23 protein-coding genes and 1 pseudogene are annotated in these 23,371 nt (G+C 67.0%); 8 read left to right on the plus strand and 16 right to left on the minus strand.

The features are described 5' to 3' along the window. The first annotated feature begins 73 nt into the window (after nt 1-73). A complete protein-coding gene (locus G6N09_RS04590) occupies nt 74-640 on the plus strand; it encodes a TetR/AcrR family transcriptional regulator (RefSeq protein WP_083023520.1) in 567 nt (188 codons plus the stop codon). Between the two features lie 10 nt (nt 641-650). Here G6N09_RS04590 and G6N09_RS04595 read toward each other — a convergent pair whose 3' ends face one another. Continuing rightward, nucleotides 651-1,751, minus strand: a complete 1,101-nt coding sequence (locus G6N09_RS04595; RefSeq protein WP_083023517.1) for a ferritin-like domain-containing protein — start codon at nt 1,749-1,751, stop codon at nt 651-653. A gap of 129 nt (nt 1,752-1,880) precedes the next feature. Here G6N09_RS04595 and G6N09_RS04600 point away from each other — a divergent pair, with 129 nt between their 5' ends. Further along, nucleotides 1,881-2,411 carry an HXXEE domain-containing protein gene (locus G6N09_RS04600; protein ID WP_163752656.1) on the plus strand — a complete coding sequence of 177 codons (531 nt, stop codon included), beginning with the start codon at nt 1,881-1,883 and terminating at the stop codon, nt 2,409-2,411. Between the two features lie 443 nt (nt 2,412-2,854). Next, nucleotides 2,855-4,053, plus strand: a pseudogene (locus G6N09_RS04610) (IS30 family transposase). Between the two features lie 66 nt (nt 4,054-4,119). On the opposite strand, the gene groL reads toward G6N09_RS04610, so the two are convergent. The 7 genes from groL to alr form a co-directional block, all read right to left on the minus strand. Next, nucleotides 4,120-5,742: a chaperonin GroEL gene (gene groL, locus G6N09_RS04615; protein ID WP_083026712.1), complete on the minus strand. Its 1,623-nt coding sequence runs from the start codon at nt 5,740-5,742 to the stop codon at nt 4,120-4,122. Nucleotides 5,743-5,843: 101 nt separating this feature from the next. After that, nucleotides 5,844-6,146, minus strand: a complete 303-nt coding sequence (gene groES / locus G6N09_RS04620; RefSeq protein WP_046189113.1) for a co-chaperone GroES — start codon at nt 6,144-6,146, stop codon at nt 5,844-5,846. A 194-nt stretch (nt 6,147-6,340) separates the two neighbouring features. Next, nucleotides 6,341-7,375, minus strand: a complete 1,035-nt coding sequence (tsaD, locus tag G6N09_RS04625) for a tRNA (adenosine(37)-N6)-threonylcarbamoyltransferase complex transferase subunit TsaD (RefSeq protein WP_083026713.1) — start codon at nt 7,373-7,375, stop codon at nt 6,341-6,343. Continuing rightward, nucleotides 7,372-8,448: a tRNA (adenosine(37)-N6)-threonylcarbamoyltransferase complex dimerization subunit type 1 TsaB gene (gene tsaB / locus G6N09_RS04630; RefSeq protein WP_179959896.1), complete on the minus strand. Its 1,077-nt coding sequence runs from the start codon at nt 8,446-8,448 to the stop codon at nt 7,372-7,374. The genes tsaD and tsaB overlap by 4 nt, the downstream gene beginning before the upstream one ends. A gap of 5 nt (nt 8,449-8,453) precedes the next feature. Then, complete coding sequence (tsaE, locus tag G6N09_RS04635; protein ID WP_234807052.1) at nt 8,454-8,870, minus strand: tRNA (adenosine(37)-N6)-threonylcarbamoyltransferase complex ATPase subunit type 1 TsaE; 417 nt, start codon at nt 8,868-8,870, stop codon at nt 8,454-8,456. Nucleotides 8,871-8,907: 37 nt separating this feature from the next. Further along, nucleotides 8,908-10,017: an alpha/beta fold hydrolase gene (locus tag G6N09_RS04640; RefSeq protein ID WP_109558959.1), complete on the minus strand. Its 1,110-nt coding sequence runs from the start codon at nt 10,015-10,017 to the stop codon at nt 8,908-8,910. Next, nucleotides 10,007-11,161 carry an alanine racemase gene (gene alr / locus G6N09_RS04645; protein WP_083026715.1) on the minus strand — a complete coding sequence of 385 codons (1,155 nt, stop codon included), beginning with the start codon at nt 11,159-11,161 and terminating at the stop codon, nt 10,007-10,009. The genes G6N09_RS04640 and alr overlap by 11 nt, the downstream gene beginning before the upstream one ends. 175 nt (nt 11,162-11,336) lie before the next feature. On the opposite strand from alr, the gene G6N09_RS04650 reads away from it, so the two are divergent. Next, nucleotides 11,337-12,209: a hypothetical protein gene (locus G6N09_RS04650; protein ID WP_083026795.1), complete on the plus strand. Its 873-nt coding sequence runs from the start codon at nt 11,337-11,339 to the stop codon at nt 12,207-12,209. 95 nt (nt 12,210-12,304) lie between these two features. On the opposite strand, the gene G6N09_RS04655 is transcribed toward G6N09_RS04650, so the two are convergent. Genes G6N09_RS04655 through G6N09_RS04665 form a run of 3 tightly spaced genes read right to left on the minus strand, consistent with a single transcriptional unit; the run spans nt 12,305 to nt 15,804 of the window. Then, complete coding sequence (locus tag G6N09_RS04655; protein ID WP_083026716.1) at nt 12,305-13,693, minus strand: glutamate decarboxylase; 1,389 nt, start codon at nt 13,691-13,693, stop codon at nt 12,305-12,307. A gap of 11 nt (nt 13,694-13,704) precedes the next feature. Next, a complete protein-coding gene (locus G6N09_RS04660; protein WP_083026717.1) occupies nt 13,705-15,126 on the minus strand; it encodes an NAD(P)H-hydrate dehydratase in 1,422 nt (473 codons plus the stop codon). Nucleotides 15,127-15,159: 33 nt separating this feature from the next. After that, nucleotides 15,160-15,804: a rhomboid-like protein gene (locus tag G6N09_RS04665; RefSeq protein WP_083026718.1), complete on the minus strand. Its 645-nt coding sequence runs from the start codon at nt 15,802-15,804 to the stop codon at nt 15,160-15,162. A 113-nt stretch (nt 15,805-15,917) separates the two neighbouring features. On the opposite strand from G6N09_RS04665, the gene G6N09_RS04670 reads away from it, so the two are divergent. The 3 genes from G6N09_RS04670 (at nt 15,918) to G6N09_RS04680 (ending at nt 19,638) form a co-directional block, all read left to right on the plus strand. After that, nucleotides 15,918-16,862, plus strand: a complete 945-nt coding sequence (locus tag G6N09_RS04670; protein WP_083026719.1) for a sensor domain-containing protein — start codon at nt 15,918-15,920, stop codon at nt 16,860-16,862. Nucleotides 16,863-16,966: 104 nt separating this feature from the next. Continuing rightward, on the plus strand, nt 16,967-18,904 hold the full coding sequence (locus tag G6N09_RS04675) for a flavin-containing monooxygenase (protein WP_083026720.1): 1,938 nt from the start codon (nt 16,967-16,969) through the stop codon (nt 18,902-18,904). Further along, a complete protein-coding gene (locus G6N09_RS04680) occupies nt 18,901-19,638 on the plus strand; it encodes an SDR family NAD(P)-dependent oxidoreductase (RefSeq protein WP_083026721.1) in 738 nt (245 codons plus the stop codon). The genes G6N09_RS04675 and G6N09_RS04680 overlap by 4 nt, the downstream gene beginning before the upstream one ends. Nucleotides 19,639-19,642: 4 nt before the next feature. On the opposite strand, the gene G6N09_RS04685 is transcribed toward G6N09_RS04680, so the two are convergent. Further along, nucleotides 19,643-20,188: a hypothetical protein gene (locus G6N09_RS04685; protein WP_234807050.1), complete on the minus strand. Its 546-nt coding sequence runs from the start codon at nt 20,186-20,188 to the stop codon at nt 19,643-19,645. A 139-nt stretch (nt 20,189-20,327) separates the two neighbouring features. Between G6N09_RS04685 and G6N09_RS04690 the strand changes: the two genes are divergently transcribed. Continuing rightward, nucleotides 20,328-20,684, plus strand: coding sequence for a hypothetical protein (locus G6N09_RS04690; RefSeq protein WP_083026722.1), 357 nt, complete (start codon nt 20,328-20,330; stop codon nt 20,682-20,684). A gap of 26 nt (nt 20,685-20,710) precedes the next feature. On the opposite strand, the gene rnhA is transcribed toward G6N09_RS04690, so the two are convergent. The 4 genes from rnhA to G6N09_RS04710 all read right to left on the minus strand — a co-directional run bounded on the left by rnhA (nt 20,711) and on the right by G6N09_RS04710 (nt 23,367). Continuing rightward, nucleotides 20,711-21,184: a ribonuclease HI gene (rnhA, locus tag G6N09_RS04695; protein ID WP_083026723.1), complete on the minus strand. Its 474-nt coding sequence runs from the start codon at nt 21,182-21,184 to the stop codon at nt 20,711-20,713. Further along, nucleotides 21,181-21,807 carry a VOC family protein gene (locus G6N09_RS04700; protein WP_083026724.1) on the minus strand — a complete coding sequence of 209 codons (627 nt, stop codon included), beginning with the start codon at nt 21,805-21,807 and terminating at the stop codon, nt 21,181-21,183. The genes rnhA and G6N09_RS04700 overlap by 4 nt, the downstream gene beginning before the upstream one ends. Before the next feature lie 13 nt (nt 21,808-21,820). Beyond that, on the minus strand, nt 21,821-22,642 hold the full coding sequence (locus G6N09_RS04705; RefSeq protein WP_083026797.1) for a DUF4436 domain-containing protein: 822 nt from the start codon (nt 22,640-22,642) through the stop codon (nt 21,821-21,823). Nucleotides 22,643-22,809: 167 nt separating this feature from the next. After that, nucleotides 22,810-23,367 (minus strand): hypothetical protein, encoded by a 558-nt coding sequence (locus G6N09_RS04710; RefSeq protein ID WP_083026725.1) that lies wholly within the window; start codon nt 23,365-23,367, stop codon nt 22,810-22,812. Between the last annotated feature and the right edge of the window lie 4 nt (nt 23,368-23,371).

A 23,371-nucleotide genomic window follows, 5' to 3' on the forward strand; every position in this document is an offset into this window, starting at 1 on the left:
GGAGGAACACGTGGAGGGCAATAGCACCAGTTCAAGGCGTCGCAAGGCGCCGCAACAAGCTCGTTCCCGTGAGATGGTCGCAAAAATAGTGACATCGACAGCCTCGTTGCTGCACCGCTATCCGCCCGAGCAGATCACCACCAACCTGATCGCCGAGAAGGCCGACATCAGCAAGGGATCGATCTACCAGTACTTCACGAACAAAGACCAGATCATCGACGCAGCGGTCGAGCAGCTCGCGGGCGAACAGGCTCCCGCGATCGAGGACATGCTCCGGGCGATCACCCTGGACAGGCCGGCCTCGGCCATGGAGGCATCGATCGACATCCTCATCGACTACACGATCGCCAACCGCCGGCTGATCCGCTATCTCGCGCAACGGCCCGATCACCTGCGCGCCTTCGAGAACGTCTCCGGACTCAATGCCACCTTGTTGGCGATGACCACGCTGCACATGAGTCACTACCGCAGCCAGTACCGCGATGAACTGAGCCCAAGAGCGCTGGCGTGGTTGTTCTTCAACATGGCCGTCGCGACCACCATGCGCTACATCGAGTCCGACGACCCCATTTCGCTCGAGGACCTACGAGCCGGACTGAAATTCGCCTCGACAGGACTGTTGGCGACGCCGCACCCTTGACCGGACTGCCTCAGCCGGCGCCCGCGGCGATCACCTCGTTGACCTCCACGGCACGCTCGGCCATCTCGGCATGCGCACGGTCCAGGGACTCGGCCTGGTCCTCATCGGCTTTCATCAGCGCGTCGATGTCGAATCCGCCCATGTCGAGCACACCCATGTCCCGGAATGCCTTCTGCACCTTGGGACCCCATAGTCCGATGTCCTTGACGATCGGCACGATCCGGCTGAACAGGTGTGAGCGGAACTGGGTCATCAACGGCGACGCGTCGACCCACTCCGCACATTCTTTGACATTCAGGCCGAGAGTCTCAAAGACCTCTTCGCCCCGGAACCGGTCACGCATCAGGTAGCAGGCGTCCACGACGAACTCTTCACGCTCACCGCGCTCTGCCTCGGTCAACGCAGAGTAGTAGTCCTTCAAGGAGATTCGGCCGAACGCGACGTGCCTGGCCTCGTCCTGCATGACGTAGGCCAATATCTGCTTGGCCAGCGAGCCCTCCGCCGACACGTCCCGCAGCACGCCGAACGCGGCAAGCGCCAGCCCCTCGATGAGGACCTGCATGCCCAGATAGGGCATATCCCAACGCGAGTCACGCAGGGTGTCGCCCAACAGGGCAGTCAAGTGCTGGTTTACCGGGTAGACCATCTCAGCCTTGTCCTGCAAGAACCGTGAGAACGCCTCGACGTGCCGGGCCTCGTCCATGGTTTGGGTGGCCGCGTAGAACTTCGCGTCCAGATCCGGCACGACCTCGACGATCTTGGCCGCACACACCATCGCACCCTGCTCGCCGTGCAAGAACTGCGAGAACTGCCAGGACTGATGGTGCTGGCGCATCTCGGCGCGGCGCTTGTCGTCTGCGGCGTTCCAGATGGGGCTGCCGAACAGGGGATGAAAGTCGTCGGGCAAACCGATCGGATTCATCGGGTCGACATCTTGATCCCAATCGATGCGCAATTGGGCATCCCACTGCTTGTCCTTGCCCTTTTGATACAGCGACAGCAGCCGGGCCCGCCCGTCGTCGTACTCCCAGGTGAAGCGTGTGTCCCCGACGCTGGCGACCTGCCAGGAGTAGGGGTCGGGCACGGTCGTGTACTTGTCGCGCGTGCTCATGAGCTGCCGCCTTTACCGAACCAGTCGACTTATGACGTGTATCACAGTGCGCCCGGGTAAGGCGGCGCGTCAAGCACGCCGGGCGGGAAACCTGCATTGAAAAACATGTGATGCGCGATGATCGTCGGCATGACCGACGATGACGTGCACCCCCACGGCGGGGCGACACGGCCCCGCGCCATCGTGACCCTGCCCGGCTTCCGCAACGTCATCTGGCTGATGCCGGCCGCCTACCTGCTGCACATCGCCGAGGAATACCTGGGCGGATTTCCGGCCTGGGTCACCCACGACGTCCACGGCCGCTTCGACAACGTCGCGTTCGCCTTCAACAACCTCGCCTTTATGGCGATTCTGGTGACGCTCGTCTCGGTGAACTACCGGCGGCGGGCTCTGGTCCGCAGCGTTGCACTGGTTGTCTTCGCCAGCGCAAACCTATTCTGGGACGCACTGTTTCACCTGGGCATGACGCCGATCCTCAATCGATACTCACCCGGCCTGATCACCGCGATGCTGCTCTACTACCCGATCTGCCTGCTGATCGGCACGGTGATCATCAAGGAGAAGGTCCTGACCGGGCGCCAATTCACCCTGGCGCTGACCGGCGGGCTCGCGGTGTTCGCCTTCGTGGTCTGGTACGGGTTGTTCCACTTCGCCACCTGACCCCCAAACGAAAACACCCCCGGCCCATGGCGGGTTCACATGGTCGTCGCAACACTCTCGATTGAGAGGTTGCGGCGACCATGTCGTTTTTGGAGGACTGTGCGCGGTTCGGTGACCAGCTAGCGAAGTTGGTCGATGCTGGGGTTCCGGTTAAGGAGGCTGCGGTCGCGGTCGGCCTGTCCGGTGATCGGTGCTATGCGATTCTGCGGGCTATCGGCCGGCCCGCCGGGCAGGCCCGGGGTCCTGGCAAGCGTGGTGATCAGCGTGGGGTTGCCGATCGGGACGTCATCGTGGCCGTATTCGACAAGACGGGCTCGATCAATCAGGCGGCAAAAGCCTGTCGGGTATCGCATTCGGTGGCGCGTCGAATATTGGTCGTCGAGGGTTTGGTCACCACCGAGAAGATCCCGCCGAAGGGCAAGGACGAGGCCAAACGTCGTTGCATGGAGCTGCTCGCGGCCGGCTGGTCAACCGCGCAGGCAGCTCGTGAGGTCGGTGTGAACGTACGGACCGCGCGGGACTGGCGCCAGGGATTCGCCACGTCAACAACACGCGGATCTATCCCGATGGCCGGGTCGTGGACTACAACCACGGCACCGTCTACAAACAGCCTGTGACCAGTGTGACCTGCGATGACGCCGGGCCGCCGGCGATTGACGGCCGGTATCTGTCGATCGAGGATCGGGTAGCGATCGCCGATGGCCTGCTCGGGAGGGATTCGCTGCGGGCGATCGCCGACCGGATCGGCAAGAACGTCTCCACCGTCTCGCGGGAGGTCCGCAGACACAGCATTGATGGCCGATATCTGCCGTATCAGGCCGATCGTGTGGCAGTGGCGGCCCGGGCGCGGCCCAAGCAGTCCAAACTGGTGGTGAACACGGTCCTGCGGGAGGCGGTCGAGGAAGGCTTATCGCGCAAGCTCTCACCGGAGCAGATCTCGCGCCGCCTGCGCCGGGATCATCCCGACGACGAGAGCATGTGGGTGAGCCACGAAACGATCTACCAGGCCCTCTACTTCCAGGCCCGAGGTAGCTTGAAACGAGAAGTGCAGCAAGCACTTCGGACCGGACGAACGAGACGTAAACCGCACCGCAAAGAGGGCGAACGCTATCAGCGGTTCACCGACCCGATGGTGATGATCAGCGACCGCCCCGCCGAAGTCGAAGACCGTGCGATCCCCGGGCATTGGGAAGGCGATCTGATCACCGGGGAGAAGAACCAAACCGCGATCGGCACCCTCGTGGAGCGAACGACTCGTTACACGATGCTGCTGCACCTACCCCACGAGCATGACGCCCAGACCGTGCGCGATGCACTGATTGCGACTATGAGCACCCTGCCGGCGCATCTGCGGGGGTCACTGACCTGGGACCAAGGCGCCGAGATGGCCGGACACAAGCAGTTCAGCATGGCCACCGACATGGCCGTCTATTTCTGCGATCCGGCCAGCCCCTGGCAGCGTGGCAGCAACGAGAACACCAACGGACTGCTGCGGCAGTACTTCCCCAAAGGAACCGACCTGAGCATCTACGGACCCGAAGACCTCGAACACGTCGCCCAAGAACTCAACGGCCGCCCACGCAAAACGCTCGGCTGGGACACCCCAGCCGAGCGCTTGCGTGATCTACTACTGGCCAACTAACCAGCAGTGTTGCGACGACCCCTAGAAACCGCCCATCGGGACCGGGGGTGTTTCGCTGCGAACTACTTAGTGCGCGTGCCCGTGGTGGCCGTGCCCTGCGTGCTCGTCGGCGTCGACGGGCTTGTCGACCACGGCGGCCTCAGTGGTGAGGATCATCCGCGCCACCGAGGCGGCGTTGAGCACCGCGGAGCGGGTCACCTTGACCGGGTCGATAACGCCGTCGGCGGCCAGGTCACCGTAGGTCAGGGTGGCGGCGTTGAAGCCCTGCCCGGCCGGCAACTCGGCGACCTTGCTGGTCACCACCGCACCGTCGACGCCGGCGTTGGCGGCGATCCAGAACAGCGGCGCGCTCAGCGCGGCAGCAAATACCTGCACGCCCAGCTTCTCGTCACCGCTGAGCGACGAGGTCAGCTCCGACAGCGCCGCACGGGCCTGCACCAATGCCGTGCCACCGCCGGTGACAATGCCCTCCTCGACCGCAGCCTTGGCTGCGGCCACCGCGTCCTCGACCCGGTGCTTGCGCTCCTTGAGGGCGGTCTCGGTGGCAGCACCAACCTTGATCACGGCTACGCCGCCGGCCAGCTTGGCCAGTCGCTCCTCGAGCTTCTCGCGGTCCCAGTCGGAATCGGTCGCCTCGATCTCGGCGCGCAGCTGCTTGACCCGCCCGGCGATGGCCTCAGCACTCCCGGCACCGTCAATGATCACGGTGTCGTCCTTGCTGACCACGACCCGGCGAGCGGTACCGAGCACGTCCAGCCCGGCCTCCCGCAGCGTCAGGCCGACGTCGGGGTTGATCACCTGAGCGCCGGTGACGATCGCAAGGTCCTCCAGGAACGCCTTGCGCCGGTCACCGAAGTAGGGCGCCTTGACCGCAACGGCCTTGAGCGTCTTACGAATCGCGTTGACCACCAGGGTGGACAGCGGCTCGCCCTCGACGTCCTCAGCGATGATCAGCAGCGGCTTGCCTGCCTCGACGACCTTCTCCAATACCGGCAACAGGTCCGGCAGCGAGCTGATCTTGTCGCGGTGCAGCAGGATCAGCGCGTCTTCCAGGACGGCTTCCTGCGAGTCGAAGTCGGTGACGAAGTACGCCGACAGGAAGCCCTTGTCGAAGCCGACACCGTCGGTGATCTCCAGTTCGGTGGACAGCGTCGAGGACTCCTCCACGCTGACCACACCGTCGCTGCCGACCTTGGTCATCGCCTCGCCGACCAGCTCGCCGATCTCCTCGTCACGCGAGGACACGGTGGCCACCTGCGCGATGGACTCCTTGCCGGAGACCGGGATGGCTGCGGCCAGCAGCGCTTCGGACACCGCGTCGGCGGCCTTGGCGATACCGGCGCCCAGCGCGATCGGGTTGGCGCCGGCCGCGACGTTGCGCAACCCACCGGAGATGATGGCCTGGGCCAGCACGGTGGCGGTGGTGGTGCCGTCGCCGGCCACGTCGTTGGTCTTGGTGGCCACCGACTTCACCAACTGGGCACCAAGGTTCTCGAACGGGTCTTCGAGGTCTATGTCGCGGGCCACGGTGACGCCGTCCATGGTTACCGTCGGACCGCCGAAGGACTTGGCTAGCACCACGGTGCGACCGCGCGGGCCCAGCGTCACCCGGACTGCGTCGGCGAGCTTGTTCACGCCGGCTTCCATTGCCCGGCGCGCGGCCTCGTTGAACTCAATCTGCTTGCTCATAGCTGTTCAGTTCTTTCCTCTACGCGTGCCGCCCCGGACATCACCCGTATTACGGGGATCTCCGGGGCGGGCACGGTGGTTGCTTTGTGGCTACTGCCGGCCTACTTGCTTACAACGGCCAGCACGTCGCGCGCGGACAGGATCAGGTATTCCTGGCCGCCGTACTTGATCTCGGTGCCGCCGTACTTGCTGTACACGACGACGTCACCCTCGGCGACGTCCAGCGGGATCCGCTTGCTGCCGCTCTCGTCCCACCGGCCGGGGCCGACGGCAACGACGGTGCCTTCCTGCGGCTTCTCCTTGGCGGTGTCCGGAATGACCAGACCGGAAGCGGTCGTGGTCTCGGCCTCGTTGGCCTGAACGAGGATCTTGTCCTCGAGTGGCTTAATGTTCACGCTCGCCACGATTGGAGCCCTCCACATTGTCTGGATGCGACCCGGCATGTGCCGAGCCCATCGGATAGGTACTTACTTAAGGTGTTCGGCATTCGTGCAACTCTCGCGTCGTCGTCGCGGGTGCCGAGCGAGATATCGACCGACTGCCACCTAGCACTCTATACGTGAGAGTGCTAGCACTCAAGGTGGCCCCGGTGCCGAGATCAGGTGATCTGGCCCGCCACCACCGGCAGCCCCGGATTGGTCGCCACATCCAGCGGCGACGGCGCTGCTCCGGCGGCAATCAGATGCGCCGCGAAAGACGCGATCATCGCCCCGTTGTCGGTGCACAACCGCAACGGCGGGATCCGCAACGTCAACCCCGCCGCAGCACAGCGCAGCTCGGCCAGCTCACGCAGCCGGGAATTGGCCGCCACCCCGCCGGCGATCAGCAACGTGCCCACCCCCAGGTCGGTGGCCGCGCGCACGGCCTTGGCAGTCAGCACGTCGGCGACAGACTCCTGGAAACCGGCCGCCACGTCGGCGGGGACGAAGTCGGGGTGGCCCTCCACATAGCGGGCCACCGCGGTCTTGAGCCCCGAAAAGCTGAACACGTAGGGGTCATCACGCGGGCCGGTCATTCCCCGGGGAAACACCACCGCGCCGCGGTCCCCGGTGCGGGCCAGCTCGTCCAGCGCACGCCCTCCCGGATAGCCCAACCCGAGCAGCCGGGCAACCTTGTCGTAGGCCTCCCCGGCGGCGTCGTCGACGGTGCTGCCCAACTCGACGATCGGCTCCCCCAGCGACCGCACGTGCAGCAGGTGGGTGTGGCCGCCGGAGACCAGCAGGCCCACACATTCCGGTAATGGGCCGTTCGCGTAGACGTCGGCGGCCAGATGCCCGCCCAGGTGGTTGACGGCGTAGAACGGCACTCCCCAGGCCGCCGCGTAGGCCTTGGCCGCGGCCGCCCCCACCAGCAGCGCCCCCGCCAGGCCTGGCCCGATGGTGACAGCCACTGCGTCGGGCTTGTCCACTCCGGCGGTCGCCAGCGCCCGGCGCATGGTCGGCCCCAGGGCCTCCAGATGAGCGCGGGACGCAATCTCGGGCACCACTCCTCCGAAACGGGTGTGCTCCTCCACGCTGGAGGCCACCTCGTCGGCCAACAACGTCAGAGTGCCGTCGGACTCCAGGCGCGTGATACCGACTCCTGTTTCATCACAAGAGGATTCGATGGCCAACACTACCGTCGCGCGCGTCACGAGAGACCCTCCCGCCGCATGGTGTAGGCGTCGGCGCCATTGCGGTAGTAGCGCTTACGCAGTCCGGTCTCCACAAAGCCGACGTCGCGATAGAGCGCGATAGCCGGCGTGTTGTCGGTGCGGACCTCCAAATGCACCACGCCACCGTCGGCATACTCCAGCAAATCGGCGAGCAGGCGCCTGCCGATCCCCCGCCCCTGGTGCGCCTTGTCCACTCCGATGGTGTGCACCTCGTACTCGAACGGCGGGGTACGGCCCAGCCGTGCGATACCGCCGTAGCCCACCACCGTATTACCGACCCGGGCGGCGACATAGTGATGGTCTCGCGCACCGATTGCCCGGCTGAAAGCCTCGGCGGGCCACGGGTCGTCGCCGCCGAACAACTGGGCTTCCAGCTCGGCGCAACGCACCGCGTCGCCCGGAACCAACGCGCCCAGCAGCACCGGCGCAGCGGCGGCTATCGGCGGCTTAGCGTCGGGACGGCGCAGATACAGCGGCACCAGCGAAGCCGTTGGGTGGTCCCAATCGCGCACTGCGGCAACCAGTCCGGCAGGAGTCGGATAGGCGATGTCGAGGGCCGGCAGGCCGAACAACTCGGTATGCGCAGGCGATCCGGCCACCAAGACAGCGTCGGCGGGATCGACCACGGCCGGAGCGCAGACCGCGGGGCCCGCCACTCTGGCTCCGTCGCGATAACGGGCCCAGTAGACCTCCCGGCGGCGGGCGTCGGTGACCACCAGCGTCGACTCGGTAGTGCGCACCCCGATCGCGTCCAGGCTGCACACGCCGTACACCGGGATGCCCAGCGCATGGCCGTAGGCCGCGGCGCTGGCCATTCCGACCCGCAGGCCGGTGAACGGTCCCGGCCCGCAACCCACCACGACTGCAGTCACATCGGCCATGCTGCGGCCAGCGTCGGCCAGCGCGCCCAGCACATTGGGGGTGAGCCGTTCGGCGTGAGCTCGGGCATCGACGGTGACCCGCTCGGCCCGCACGGTCGGTCGACCGGCTTGATCGAGGTTCACCAGGCCCGCGGTGACGGCGGGGGTAGCCGTGTCGATGGTCAGAATCATGCGAGTCACGGCGCGTACCACCGCCAGGTCGCGGTACGCGTCTCGGAGTCCGCCGCACGTTCCAGCCGGATGTCCAGGTGCCGGGCGGAGAGCCGCTCGGCCAGCCCCTCGCCCCACTCCACCACGACCACGGCATCGTCGAGCTCGGTGTCGAGGTCCAGGGAGTCCAGCTCGGCGGGCAGATCCAGACCCGTCTCATCCAGCAGGCGATAGAGGTCGACGTGGACCATGGCCGGGGCGTCCGATCGCTTAGGCCGATGTTCGCGGGCCAGCACGAACGTCGGTGAGGTGACCGGGCCATCGACGTCGAGCGCTTGCGCTATGCCCTTGGCCAGCACTGTCTTTCCGGCGCCCAACGGACCTGAGAGCACCACCACGTCACCGGCGCGCAGGCCACCGCCCAGCCGGGCGCCCAGCGCCATGGTGTCCTCCGCGGTGGCCAGGGTCGCCTCCTGCGGATCAGCCACTGCGCCCGGCCTTTCCACGCGACCGGCGGCGACTCAGCATGGTGCGTCGCGGCGTGGCCCGCTGGACAAGTCGTACCAGCGCATCGTCGATGACATCGGGTTCCTCCAACTGCACCAGATGCCCGGCTCCGGGCACGATCACCAGCTCACAATCCCATAGCGTGGCCGCCATTGCCCGCGAGTACCCCGGCGGGGTGAGTAGGTCGCGATCGCCGCAGGCGATCAGGGTCGGGATGTGGGCCAGTATTGCCAGCCCGGCGCTCTCGTCATGCACCTCCAGGGCGTGCAAGAAGCCCACCATGGTGGCGACCGGAGTGGCGTGCATCATCTCCTCCGAGAACGCCACCACACTCGGGCTGATCTGGTCGGTGCCGTAGGAGGCCGCCCGCAGGATCGGCGAGATCACCCCGCGTGCGGCGCCCCTGCCGCGGTGCACGAGATTCGGCACGTAGCGCACACTGAACTGCACCGCTTCCAGGGCGGGGTTGCGCAGGATCTCTCCCAACGGCGACCGGGAAACCCCTTTAGCTGCCGACGACATCAAGGCCGCGCCGACAATCCGGCTGCCGTAGCGCCCGGGAAACTGCCGGGCGTGCGACAGCACGGTCATGCCACCCATCGAATGCCCCACCAGCACTACCGGTCCGCGCGGTACGGTCGCGGCCAGCACCGCCTCCAGGTCCTGGCCGAGTCGCGGCACGGTGTAGGTGGCCGGCGGGGCGACGCCGGAATCGCCATGGCCGCGCTGGTCGTAGAAGACCATCCGCACCTGATCCCCCCACTCGGCCGCCAACCGCGCCCGCTGAAAGTGAAAGGAGCCCATGCGCAGGCAGAATCCGTGCGCGAACACCACTGTCAATGGTGCGTTGCGTGGGCCGGTGTCACGTACCGCCAGTTCGACACCGTCGTCGGTCACCACCACCGAGCTGTGGTCATGTTCCAGGATTTCGAAATCCTCGTCGGCGTACGCGTCGTCGACGGTAGTGCGTCGCGTCACCGACCGCGCGATAGCGGTCCCGGCGATCGTCCCGACGGCAGCCAGGCCGGCCATCCCCGCCAACCAGCCGCCCGCCCGCCGCGATCCGCGCCGCTTACCGGACATCGGCTACCCGATACGTCCTGGCAACCCGCCCGCGCGGGCTGTTCACCACCTCATAGTGAATGGTGCCCAGCTGGTCGGCCCAGTCCTGGGCCAGTGGCTCACCGCCTGCGCCGGAGCCGAAAAGGATGACCTCGTCTCCCTCGCTGACATCCACGGGACCGGGACCAAGGTCGACGACGAATTGATCCATGCACACCCGCCCGACACTGCGCCGGCGCCGACCGTTGATCTGCACGTCAAAGCGTCCGCTCAACGGCCGGAACAGTCCATCGGCGTAGCCCATCGGGACCAGCGCCACGGTGGTGTCGACCGGCGCGATCCAGGTACGCCCGTAGGAGACCGCCTCGCCGGCCTTGATCGGACGCACCAGGATCACCGTCGATTTCAGCGTCATCGCCGGTATCAGGCCCATGTCGCCGCGCTCGGGTATCGGACTCAGGCCGTACACCGCGATTCCGGGCCGAACCATGTCGTAGGCCAGATCGGGACGGGTCATCGCGGCGGCCGAGTTGGCCAGGTGGGAGACCGGAAACTCCAGGCCGTGCTCGCGTGCCACGCCGAGTAGCTCGGCGAAGCGCTGAGCCTGCAGGTCGTTGGCCGGGTTGGTGACCTCGTCGGAGCAAGCCAGATGTGACATCAGTCCACGCACCTGAACTGCATCGTCGGCGACGGCCCGGCGTAGTGCACTCACCAGTGCCGGGAAGTCCGCAGCGCCCACCCCATTGCGGCTCATGCCGGTATCGGCCTTGACCGTCACGCCCGCAGTCCGCCCGGTGCGCCCCACCGCGTCGAGCAGCGCGCTCAGCTGCCGCACTGAGGAGACGGCGATCTGCACGTCGGCGGCGAGCGCGGGAGCGAAGTCGGTCTGTGGGCCGTGCAGCCACGCCAGCACCGGCGCGGTGATGCCGGCCGCGCGCAAGGTCAGCGCCTCGTCGACGGTGGCGACCCCGAGTTCGGCCGCGCCTGCGGCCAGCGCAGCCCGGGCGACCGGCGCCGCGCCGTGGCCGTAACCGTCCGCCTTGACCACGGCCATCACCCCGGCGGGCCCGGCGTGCTCGACCAGCACCCGCACGTTGTGCGCGATGGCGTCCAGGTCCACCAGCGCTTGCGCGAGCAGGCCGGATGTTCGGGATACGGCAGTCATGTCAGCCTCGATTGTCCCAGAACGGGCAAGCTGGGCCTATCAGGCCGCCGAGCGTGCGGTTTGGTTGGCCCGCGGTCCGATCCAGCCGCCCAAAATGCACACTCGACATCGCTGGCGGAGCCGCCCTGTGGATCGACGTCAACGCCGAGGCCCCCGCGGTGCCACCGTGGTGATCATGCCGACACCGCGAGGGGCGTTTCGGGCGTCAGAAGCGCTGACCACCGGTGCCGCGACGCCCGAGCGGTTGCGTCGCGACTGCGTACGTATCTACCCCGGCGTCTGGCTGCCGCGTGATGTGGAGATGACGGCAATCCACCGCGCTCACGCCGCATGGCTCTGGTCACGCCGGCGTGGGGTGCTCGCCGGCCTGTCTGCCTCGGCGCTGCTCGGCGCCAAGTGGATCGACCCCGATACCCCCGCCGAGCTCATCCACGCCAACCGGCGATCGCCGCCGCTGCTCGACGTGCATACCGACGTGGTGTTGTCCGGCGAGACACGCAAGGCGCGCGGGCTACCGGTGACCACGGCAGCGCGCACCGCGTTCGACCTGGGCAGGCGTCTAGAGCCCACCGAGGGCGTGGCACGTATCGACGCCCTGATGAACGCCACCGATCTCAAGGTCGTCGAGGTCGCGGCGGTGGCCGACATGCACCGCGGCGCTCGGGGCCTTCGGCAACTGGACGAGGCTCTGCACCTCGTCGACGGCGGCGCCGAGTCACCGTATGAGTCGTTGACCCGGTTGGTTCTCCTGCGAGCCGGCTTCCCCCGCCCCCAGACTCAGATCCCCGTATACGACGGCTACGGGCGCGTCGTCGCACGCATCGATATGGGCTGGCAAGAGCACCTGGTGGGCGTCGACTTCGAGGGTGCCCACCATTGGACCGACCCCAAGCAGCGCGAACGCGATGCCGAGCGCTTCAATGTCTTGCCTGAACTCGGCTGGACCGTGATCAGACTGACGAGCCGCACGCTGCATCTGAACCCACACAGGTTCCTGGATCGAGTCGCCGTGACGCTGGCCGACCGCGGATGCCCGAGAACCTGGTGACCGACGGGTGAGCCCCCGCGCTGAGTGTGCGGTTTCGTTGGCGTGGGCGCTGTTTTGCCAACGAAACCGCACACTCGGCGGAACAACGTCAAACCTCAGTGCGAGAAATGCTGCTGATCGTCGTAGTGACCGGCGGGCTTGAGCCGGTCCAGCGCGGTCACTGACTTCATGATGTCGTCGAAGAGCGCACGGGCAAGGTCGGCCGACAGCCCCTCACGGACCACGACCCGCAGCACCGCGACGTCTTCGGCGCCTTCCGGCATGGTGTAGGCCGGGACCTGCCAGCCGAACGTCCGCAACTCGTGGGAGACATCGAACTCGGTGTACCCGCGCTCGCCGGCGAGACGGCAGCTCACCACGGGGATCGCCGAACCATCGCTGATCACCTCGAAGTGTTCGCTGGCGGCGAGTTGATGCGACAACCAGCGGGCGGTGTCGGACAGGGTCCGCATCACCTCGGTGTAGCCGGCTCGGCCCAGCCGCAAGAAGTTGTAGTACTGCCCGACGACCTGATTTCCCGACCGGGAGAAGTTCAGCGTGAAAGTCGGCATGTCCCCGCCGAGATAGTTGACTCGGAACACCAGCTCGTCGGGCAGCTCTTCGGCGTTGCGCCACACCACAAAGCCGATGCCCGGGTAGGTCAGCCCATATTTGTGGCCGCTGACGTTGATCGACACCACCCGGGGCAGCCGGAAGTCCCACTTGATACCCGGGTGCAGAAACGGCACGACGAATCCGCCGCTGGCCGCGTCCACGTGCACCGGCACGTCCGGCCCGCCGCCGGCGGCCAGGGTGTCCAGCGCCGCACAGATCTGCTCGACGGGTTCGAGTTCGCCGGTGTAGGTAGTGCCCAAGATGGCCACCACTCCGATGGTGTTCTCGTCGACGGCGTCGATCACCTGCTCGGGGGTGATCACGTAGCGGTCCTGACCCATCGGCAGGTAGCGGGGTTCGACGTCAAAGTAGCGGCAGAACTTCTCCCACACCACCTGGACGTTGGAGCCCATCACCAGGTTCGGGGTGCGCCCCTTCCAGTCCTTTCCTGCCTTCGCACGCCAGCGCCACTTCATGGCCAGCCCACCCAGCATCACCGCTTCGCTGGACCCCACCGTGGAAACCCCGACCGCACTGGCGGGATCGTCGTCGCGCAGATTCTCGGCGTGGAACAGGTCGGCCACCATCGATACGCAGCGCTGTTCGATGGCTGCCGTGGCCGGGTATTCGTCCTTGTCGATCATGTTCTTGTCGAACGACTCCGCCATCAGCGCCGACGCCTCGGGGTCCATCCACGTGGTGACGAAGGTCGCCAGATTCAGCCGGGAACTGCCGTCGAGCATCAGCTCGTCGTGGATGAAGCGGTAGGCGGCCTGCGGGTCCATCGGGTCGTCGGGCAACCGCAGGGCCGGGACCGGCGAGGTGAACATCCGTCCGGTGTAGGCGGGGGCGATGGCATGCGCCGGCACGGACGGGTGGGAATGAGTCACTTATGTCTCCTCTATAGCTGGGCCAGGGCGGTGCGAATGTGGGCAAGAATGCGCGACGCCGACGTCGGGGTGGCGCCGGGTCCGGGGTCGGCAGCCGAAGCCGCGGCGGCCCGGGTGTGCACGAATGCGGCGGCGGCAGCGGCCTGGGCAGGCGGCAGGCCCGACGCCAGCAGCGCGCCGATCATTCCCGACAGGACGTCGCCGGAGCCCGCGGTGGCCGCCCAGGATCCCCCGGCCGGGTTGAGGTAGACCGGGCCGGTCGGATCGGCGATGACGGTGACGTTGCCTTTGAGCAGTACGGTGGCGCCAAATCGTTCGGCCAGGGTGCGCGCGGCGCCCACTCGGTCGGGTCCGGGCGGATGTCCGGCCAGTCGGGCGTATTCGCCGGCGTGCGGTGTCAGCACCGTCGGAGCGGCCCGGTCGGCCACCAGCGCGGGGTGGGCCGCCACGATGGTCAGCGCGTCGGCGTCGACGATCACCGGCAGGTCGGTGCCGAGCGCGAACCACAAGGCCGCTGCTGCCTGTTCCCCGGTGCCCAGACCCGGGCCCACCGCCCACGCCTGCACCCGACCGGCGGCCGCCGGGCTGGCCGCCGCGATCACCTCCGGCCAGTGCGAAACCACCTGCGCGTCGGCGCTTCCGGCATAACGGACCATCCCGGAGGTGGCCGCCACCGCCGCCCCGGCGCACAAGATCGCCGCGCCGGGGTAGGTCGCCGATCCGGCCAGAATCCCGGTGACCCCCTGGGTGTACTTGTCGTCGCGCGGGCCAGGCGCCGGCCAACACGCCTCGACGTCAGCTGCAGTCAGGGAATGCATGTCGGTGTCCGGCAGATCCAGCCCGATTTCGACCAGTTCGATGCGCCCACACTGCCCCAGGGCATGCACCGGTTTGAGTCCACCGAAGGTGACGGTGAGGGCGGCGTGGACGGCGGGCCCGTCCGCGGCACCGGTGTGCGGGTCCAGGCCGCTGGGAATATCGACCGCCACCACCGGGATGCCCGCCGCATCGACCGCGGCGAAGACGGCGGCGGCGTTCGGCCGCAACGCGCCCCGCCCGGAGATGCCGACCACCCCGTCGATCACCAGATCCGTTGCGGCGGGCACCGCGGCGACGATCCGGCCGCCGGCACGGCGGAACGCCGCGAGGCCCTTGGCGTGGGCCCGATCGGGCTCCAGCAACACGGCGCTGGCCGCCGTACCGCGTCGGCGCAGCAAGGTCGCGGCCCACAGCGCGTCACCACCGTTGTCGCCGGAACCCACCACCGCACACACGCTGCGCCCCGCGATCCCGCCGGTACGCCCAGCCAGCTCCCGAGCGATCGCGATCGTCAGGCCGAACGCCGCCCGGCGCATCAGCACACCATCGGGCAGGCTGGCCAACAGTGGTGCTTCAGCGGCACGGATGGCCTCGACGCTGTAGTAGTGCCGCACGCTTGCCTCCTCGCCCTGCTCGCGATAGTCAGGCTAGTGGCCGTCGGCGGTGCTCGGGTGATGTCGCAGTGGATGGTGGCGAGTCAGTGGGTAACAGCACAATCCGATCAGGACGGCCGCGGCGTGGCCGACCGCGGTGAAGTCGGGGTTGATGGCCAGCGGCACCGCGAAGATGATCAGCAAAAGGGCCACATAGCCGTACCGCCACGGCGGTCGAATCCGATAGGTCAGCACTGCCATTACTCCCGCCAGGAAATAGCTGACCCCGATGTCGCGCGCGTAGGTGAGCCGCTCGGACTCGCGATGCAGATGGATCAGCACGTAGAGCGCACCTTCGCTGACATAGGTGGCACCGACGTGGGACAACAGTCCGACCATCAGCCAGCGCAGGTGGCCCAGCCAATGCTCGGCCGGCGCCAGAAACAGCGTGAACAGCACCAGATACGGCGACCAGTCCTTGCCGTCGATCCACAGCAGGCTCGAGACCAGGACCTCCAACGGGTCCGTGGCCAGGTGATGCAGGTTGGTGGACTGCTCCACGAGCATGGTGTGCAGGCGACGTCCGACCAGGTGCTGAATGACCGTGGTGACCCCCAGTGCGGCCAACCACAGGTAGGTCAGTGGGGCGGTGTGCACGAAGTGCCACACCGCAGCCAGGCGCGTTCTGACGTCCGCCACGGCGTACAGCGTCGCACGGTCAGTACAGACCGTGACAGCCCATCCGCTGATAACCTCTCTGGAAAATCGGGCCGTCCGCCTGCGATGGGCCCCGAGGGGAGGTGGGGGCACCCATGAGCGAACCGCACGGACCGACGCCCAATCCGTACAACCAGCCGCCGTTTGGGCCGATGAACCGGCCGCTCCCGCCGGCCCCGGGTGGCCACTACCCGCCACCGCTGCTTCCGCCTGGGCTCGGCGGGCCCCCGCCAGGGCCGCATGGCCCCAACCGCCGCACCCTGTGGGTCCTGCTGGCCGTCGTAACCGTGATCGCCGTGATCGGCGTCGTGATCACCGTGGCGGTGTCGGGAAACGGCCGCCACCACAACTCCGCCAAGTCGGCTGCGAAGTCATCGAGCTCCACGACGTCGACCTCTACGTCAACATCGACGTCGGCGTCCGCTTCGGACAAGGCACCGGTGCCGTCCGCCAAGATCGAGGGTCTGTTGCCGCGGCAAGACGTTCTGGCGGCGGCGGTCGCCGATCCTGAGCTCGGTGTCGTGGCCAACGGTGAGGCGATGGATGACGCCACTGTGGTGGACGCGGACTGCCAGGGGATCAGCTCGGTCGCCTCAGGTCCGGTGTATGCGGGCACCGGGTGGACGGCCATTCGTTGGCAGCGCTGGTACAGCCCGCCCGATATGGACACCAACGAGCTCAAGCACGGTCTGCTGGTGTCGGTGGCGGCCTTTCCCCAGGCCCAGATCGCCCAGACCTTCTTCACCAAGCAGAGCGAGCGGTGGAAGAAGTGCGGCGGTCGCACCCTCAACATGACGGTCACCCCGGGCGAGAACGAGCAGCGCGTTTTCTGGACCATCACCGACGTCACCGACTCCGACGGCATTGTCAAGACGACCGCGATCAGTGAGGGCGGCGGCGGGTGGATGTGCCAAGACGCCCTGACCATGCGGAACAACGTCATTGCGCAGGCTGACGTCTGCGGAAACAGCGTCCCGCCCAATGCGGCACCCGACATCCTCAAATCGATCGTCGCGAAGATCGACTCCGCAACCGGGTAAGCGCACCGCCCCGGGACCCTCCTTGATCCGCCCCTGCGCCTCGCGTATCGTCCCAAACAATTTCGCGTCGCACAGTAGCGAATAAGAGGGAGAGGGTCGGGCTGTTGCGCAACCGCTACGCCGGGGAACCGTTCACCACCACGGATTCTGAGATCGCCGCCGCCCTGGAACACCTCTCCATCCCCACCCTGCTGCTGTCGTGCGTGCACATCACCGGTGACCCTCGTTTCATTCGGGACTTCCGCCAGAACGGGATCTTCCTCAATGAGATCGAGGGCTTCATGTCCGAGGACGACAAGGCGCGCGCCCGCGCCGAGGCACTGCCGGTGATCGTGGACTATCGCGACCGAGGCTGCCCGCAGCCGGCCCCGCTGCCGGCCGGCCTGGTCAAGGAGATGATGGACTGGGCGGCGTGCGAGATCGTGCCGGATGCCTATCTGGGCCTACTCGCCGAGGAGCTTGACCTCGAAGGCCGCGATCCGCGAAGCCCCGCACCCCTGGAGCCTTCCCGTGCGGCAGAGCTTCCAGTGGTGGTGATCGGCTGCGGCGAATCTGGCGTGCTGGCCGGCATCCGGCTGGCCCAGGCCAGGCTCCCTTTCACGATCATCGAGAAGAACGTGGGCGCGGGCGGAACGTGGTGGGAGAACGACTATCCGGGCGCCCGGGTGGATGTGGCGAACCATTTCTACTGCTACAGCTTCGAACCCAACAACGGCTGGGGCCACTACTTCGCCGAGCAGCCCGAGCTGCGGGCCTACTTCGGCGATCTGGTGGCCAAACACGGCCTGGAAGAACATATTCGTTGGGGAACCGAGGTGACCGACGCCGTCTGGGACGAGGAGACTGGGACCTGGACAGTGACCACCCGCTGCGCCGACGGTGCGGAGTCCACTGTGACGGCGCGCGCGGTGATCACCGCGGTCGGTCAGCTCAACCGGCCGCATCTGCCCGACCTGGAGGGGGCCGATACTTTCGCCGGGCCGGCGTTTCATTCCGCGGCGTGGGATCACAGCATCGACCTGACCGGCAAGCGGGTGGCGCTGATCGGGGCGGGCGCCAGCGGATTTCAGATCGCACCGGCGATCGCCGAAAAAGTCGCCCAACTCACGGTGTTTCAGCGCACCGCTCAGTGGATGTTTCCCAACCCGATGTATCACGACGTGGTCGCCGACGGGGTGCGCTGGGCGTTGGAGCATCTTCCGTTCTACGGCCGCTGGTACCGGTTTCTGCTGTTGTGGCCTGGCGCCGACAAGGGCCTGGAGGCCGCCCGGGTCGACCCGGACTACCCCGACCAGGACTACGCGGTGAGTGAGATCAACGCACTGGCCCGGCAGATGTTTACCGGCTGGATCACCGATCAGGTGGGCGACGACCAGGAGCTGCTGGCCAAGGTGCTGCCGGATTATCCGGCCACCGGCAAACGCACCTTGCAGGACAACGGCACCTGGCTCAGCACTTTGCGACGCGACAACGTCGACCTCTGCCGCGACCCGATTCGCCGGATCACTCCGCATGCCGTGCAGACCGAGGACGGCGCGCTCCGCGAAGTGGACGTGATCATCTACGCCACCGGCTTTCGGCACACCGAGGTGCTGTGGCCGATGCGTGTCACCGGACGCGCTGGAACCGATCTGCACGCATTGTGGGGCAACAGGCCCTATGCGTACCTGGGCATCACGGTGCCCAGTTTTCCGAATTTCTTTCTGCTTTACGGCCCGGGCGCGCACCTGGCTCACGGGGGCAGTCTGATCTTCAATTCCGAGCTGGAAATGCGCTACATCGATGCCTGCCTGGCCAAGCTCGCCGACGAGGGGCTGCATTCGATCGAACCGTCGACTCAGGCGGCCGCCGAGTGGCATCGGGCCACCCAGGCGGCCATCGCGCAGACCGTGTGGGCACATCCGTCGATCAAGCATTCCTATTTCAAGAACGCCGACGGTGAGATCCACACCGTGAGCCCGTGGCGGCTCGACGAGTACTGGTCGGCGGTGCGCGAACCGGATTGGTCGCAGTTCGTCATCACCCAAGGAGTATCGAGTTGAGCGGAGTCGTGATCACCGGGGCCGCATCGGGAATCGGCCGGGCATGCGCCCGCGCCCTGGTAGCCGACGGACGCCGAGTTGCGCTGTGGGACATCGCACCTGGCGTCTCCGACGTGGCCGAGGAGCTGGGCATGCCCGGCACTGTCGTCGACGTCTGTGACGACGCCGCGCTGCCCGGCGCGGTCGCGGCCGCGGCCGAAGCGCTCGACGGCATCGACGGGCTGGTGCACGCCGCCGGACGGGTTCTGCCCGAACCGGTGGGCGCCTACACCGGTGAATCGTGGAATGCCGTGATGGACGTCAACCTCCGCGCCCAGGCCATGCTGGTGCAGGTGATGCTGCCGCACCTAGAAGCAGTCGCCCGGGCCGGCGGCGGCCCGGCGGTGGTCGGCATCTCCAGCATCGAGGGACTGGCGGCCAACCCCTTCATCCCGGCCTACTGCGCCTCCAAGGCCGGACTGCTGGGTCTGACCAGGTCGATGGCGGCCCAGTTGGGCCCGGCGGGAATTCGGATCAACGCGGTCTGCCCGGGCTTCATCGAAACCCCGATGCTGCAGATCGCGCTCGACGTCGAAGAAGTCGCGGCCGGCTTTGTGGCCGCCGCCCCGCTGGGACGGATCGGTCAACCGGAGGAAGTCGCTCACGCGGTGGCGTTCCTGATGTCGCCACGGGCATCGTTTATCACCGGGACCCAGCTTGTCGTCGACGGTGGGGTCACCGCCCGGCACCCGTGAGGCTCTAGAAGACCCAGCTCTGCGGTGCGGCGACGACGAAGCCGTGGCTGATGACCGGACTCATCGTGTCGGGCACCTGGGGCTCTTTGAGCACGCAGACCAAGTCCGCGGACGGCGGCACCCCGCAGACCATCGATTGTGCGGGCGAGAAGTCCCAGAGCACGATCTTGTGGCCCATCGGGAGCTGTTCGACCGGGCTTCCCACGGCCAGCGCGTCCGGCGGGGCGGGCAGGAATCGTGCCGGCACACTTGCCTTTCCATAGATCCCCGGCAGCTCGACCGATCCCGCATCGCGTGGCGCACCCGGAATATCACCGGCGCACCTGAGCTCGTGGGTGATTCTGCCCTGACGCAGCCGGCAGACCAGACCGGACTCGGTGGCGAAGGCAACAGTGGACAGCTTCTGCAGGTCACTGACCGATGCGGGCGGCGGTCCACTGTCATCGATGAGTGAGTCCACATCGGGCACAACCGGTGTCGCCGCGGCGTTCGGCGCTGCCGTCAGCACGCCTACCGAGGTGATCGCCACTGCCAGTACCCGCCGTGCCACGCGATGCCTCCCTGTTCACCGTCGAATCTTCAAACTACGAGCGACGGGCTTGCGGGTCAACGTCACCCCGCCTAGCCATGTGCAGCACGGCAGGCGAACCTCGCCACTGCCAGCACAGGCGTCGGTAGCATTCCTGGGGATGTCGCCAAGCTACCCGCCACCGAAGCCGCCGATCTCACGGGGAGATCTCGCGGGGTCCCTGGCGGCGCTGGTGCTGACGGTCGTCGGCGGTGGTCTGGCTGCGATTCTGGGGCTATTCATGATGGCCTTCACCGATAACTGCCCGACCACGACCTGCAATATTGACGCCGGCGTCACGGCAATCACGGCCGGATTCGCGGCTGCCGCCGCAGTCTGCGCGGCCGGAACTGTGCTGACCATCGTGCGACTGGTCCGCCGGAACCTGGCCTGGCCGTTCGCCGTAGCGACCTTGGCGCTCACCGCCGCGGCGTGCGCTGCGGGCCTCGGGGGCTATCTCGCTGCCGTGGGCGGCTGAACGATCCAGGTGCCCTGACACTCAACTCAATGCCGGCCGGCCGCCTCGGCGATCGCCTCCTGGAGGCCGCGCGTGGCCAACTCATCGGCCAGCTCGTTGTCGGCAACCCCCGAATGGCCTTTCACCCAGAACCACTCGACCTGGTGACGCGCGCAGGCAGCCTGCAGCCGTTGCCACAGGTCGACGTTCTTCACCGGCTGCTTGGCGGCGGTCAGCCAGCCGTTGCGTTCCCAGCCGGACACCCACTTGGTAATGCCGTTGCGGACGTAGGTGCTGTCGGTGTGCAGATGTACCACCACGGGCCGGGTGAGCGCTTCCAGCGCCACGATCGGAGCGGTCAGCTCCATCCGGTTGTTGCTCGTCTCGCTGGGCTCGCCACCGAACATCTCGCGCACGTGGTGGCGCATGCGCAATACCGCGCCCCAACCACCGGGGCCCGGGTTGGGCCGGCACCCACCGTCGGTGTGAATGACGACCACGTCATCGGTGGATTCGGTCATCGGCTGAGGATAGGCGGCGAGATCAGCGCGGTGCGGACCGACATACCCAAATCGCGATGCCGCAGCGTGGTGATCCGACGACCGGGCTGCACGGCGTCCTTCACCGGCAGTGTTCGCTCGCCGAAGAACGCCGCCGACGCCTCGATATCGGCTACGACGTAAGTGATTCCCCACAGCGATGACGGGCCGTCGGCCGCCGTCTCGGGCGACCCGACGACTTCGAGGATCACCGCACCCAGCCGGAAGAAGACCTGCCGCATCGGCCGGCCGCCCAGTTCGGTATCGCGGACCCGGCGCGATTGCAGCCCGACCGCATTCAGTGCATCGACGGTGCGAGACAGATTGGGAGACAACAGCACAACGTGATCGATCGAGGTCACACCGTTCGGATGCACGGCTGGCTCGGTGGCCGCCGCGGCGGAGCGGGAAGTGGGAATACCGTCGAGCGAGCCGTCCTGGGGCAAGCCCCGCAGCGCCCACCCGAGGATGCCGGTGCCACCTCCGGCCAGCCGCAGCCGAACCTCACCTACCCGGCAGACGTCGTCGGGGTCGACGCTGAAACCGGCCGAGCGCCACGTATCAGCCGGATCGGCAATATGGAGTTCGTCGACGGTGACGGACATGCCGCGCCTCGTGTCAGGCTTGTGTGACGGGATCGGGCTTCAGATCGCGCCACCAGCAGAAGATGAACACCATCATCGACATCACCAACGCGACAATCACCCAGAGCGTGACCGTGACATCGATCCAGGACCCGATCGGCGGCGCATCAGGTAGTGCATTTCTCAGCGGAACCACCGCGAAAAGCATTGCCGCATACCACGTTGTCATCGGCGGCTGGAACTTGCGCCAGCCCAGGAAAGTCAGGTTTGCGACGAGGACGGCCACCACGGCCAAGGAGACCAGAACGCCCACGATCACCGCGCCGAAGGCGATGGTGCTGGGTGAGCGGTGCAGCGCGATCCGGTACGGACCGCCGTCGTCGCGGTCGCTGGCGATCTCGTTCCGCCAGCCGGCGATGTGGTCGACAAAAGTCACCGACATCCGTTCCGGCATCGTGGCATCGCCGCGAACGACATCAACGGTGACCGGCCCGGTCTGGTAGTGGTCGAACGGCCACTTCGCCGAGTTCCCGGAGATGGTCAGGGGAACCGGGAACTCCCCGGGCACGGTGCCCTTGCTCCAGGTGCGCTTGGTCGGGGTGACGGCGGAGTGCACGGCGATGCTGAGTTCTTCGGTGAGTCCGTGCCTGACCGGATCGAGCAGTGCGGGCCCCGGGCTGATGGTGACCTTGCCGGTCAGCGTGCCCTTGACGGTCTGAAGGTCTTCGATGTCGATGACAACGGTCGTTCCATCGGCTGACGCCACACCCTCGGTCAGGTGGCGAGGGCATCCGCAACCCGCGCGCTCATACAGCGCGACGGTCACGACGTAGGAGGCGATGAAGAACACCGTCATACCGAGGATCAACAGCAGCCTTGGCCGATTGAAGTGGACCGCAGGGCCGTTGGTGGACAAGACTGCTCTCCCTCATTCGGTCAGATCGATGGTCGCCGACAACTCTGCATCGTCTCATCGGCGCCGGGATCGCCGCCGAGTTTTCGGCGTATCACGGTGTGCCGAGGCTAGAAGACCTCGCTTTGGGGCGCCGCGATGACGAATCCATGCGTGACCGCTGCACCGTTGCTCTTGGCACCGTTGTCGCGCGCGGCCTTGAGCACACAGGCCACCTCGGTTCCCAACGGCGCGCCACAGACCAGTGATTCGGTCGGCGAGAAGTCCCAGAACACGATCTTGTGGCCCGGCGCCAACATGATCAGCGGCACCTTCGCGGGATCGCCGAGGAGCCCGTCGGGCGCCATCGGCAGAAACTGTGCCGGCCCATTGCCGTCGGCGGCGACAGTCCCGAGGCTGACACTGCGGGTTCCCGGCGGCCCACCGACGACGTTGCCCACGCAGGCCACACTGTGCGTCAGTTTCCCGCGGCTCTTTCGGCAGGCCACCCCCGACGCGGTGGTGAATGCCAAGTCGGGGATCGCAATGAGGTCGCCGACCGTCCCCGGCAATGGCCCACTGTCGTCGAATAGCGGGCCGAGGTCAGGAACCTCGTTCGCCGCAACGGCATTCGGCACCTGCGCCAGCATCGTCATCACGGCGCACACCACCGCCACCAGTTGTCGCACTGAA

This window comes from Mycolicibacter minnesotensis (assembly GCF_010731755.1).
Classification (GTDB): domain Bacteria; phylum Actinomycetota; class Actinomycetes; order Mycobacteriales; family Mycobacteriaceae; genus Mycobacterium; species Mycobacterium minnesotense.

Excerpts from the sequence above, each read along its gene's own strand:
- G6N09_RS04600 (WP_163752656.1), top strand. The coding sequence starts at position 1,881 with ATGACCGACGATGACGTGCACCCCCACGGCGGGGCGACACGGCCCCGC.
- G6N09_RS04690 (WP_083026722.1), top strand. The coding sequence starts at position 20,328 with ATGTCGCCAAGCTACCCGCCACCGAAGCCGCCGATCTCACGGGGAGAT.
- G6N09_RS04700 (WP_083026724.1), bottom strand. The coding sequence starts at position 21,807 with ATGTCCGTCACCGTCGACGAACTCCATATTGCCGATCCGGCTGATACG.
- G6N09_RS04705 (WP_083026797.1), bottom strand. The coding sequence starts at position 22,642 with ATGACGGTGTTCTTCATCGCCTCCTACGTCGTGACCGTCGCGCTGTAT.
- tsaE (WP_234807052.1), bottom strand. The coding sequence starts at position 8,870 with ATGGCGCTGGGCGCCCGGCTGGGCGGTGGCCTGCGCGCCGGTGACGTG.
- G6N09_RS04650 (WP_083026795.1), top strand. The coding sequence starts at position 11,337 with ATGCCGACACCGCGAGGGGCGTTTCGGGCGTCAGAAGCGCTGACCACC.
- groL (WP_083026712.1), bottom strand. The coding sequence starts at position 5,742 with ATGAGCAAGCAGATTGAGTTCAACGAGGCCGCGCGCCGGGCAATGGAA.
- alr (WP_083026715.1), bottom strand. The coding sequence starts at position 11,161 with ATGACTGCCGTATCCCGAACATCCGGCCTGCTCGCGCAAGCGCTGGTG.
- G6N09_RS04640 (WP_109558959.1), bottom strand. The coding sequence starts at position 10,017 with ATGTCCGGTAAGCGGCGCGGATCGCGGCGGGCGGGCGGCTGGTTGGCG.
- rnhA (WP_083026723.1), bottom strand. The coding sequence starts at position 21,184 with ATGACCGAATCCACCGATGACGTGGTCGTCATTCACACCGACGGTGGG.
- G6N09_RS04670 (WP_083026719.1), top strand. The coding sequence starts at position 15,918 with ATGAGCGAACCGCACGGACCGACGCCCAATCCGTACAACCAGCCGCCG.
- G6N09_RS04590 (WP_083023520.1), top strand. The coding sequence starts at position 74 with ATGGTCGCAAAAATAGTGACATCGACAGCCTCGTTGCTGCACCGCTAT.
- G6N09_RS04595 (WP_083023517.1), bottom strand. The coding sequence starts at position 1,751 with ATGAGCACGCGCGACAAGTACACGACCGTGCCCGACCCCTACTCCTGG.
- tsaB (WP_179959896.1), bottom strand. The coding sequence starts at position 8,448 with ATGATTCTGACCATCGACACGGCTACCCCCGCCGTCACCGCGGGCCTG.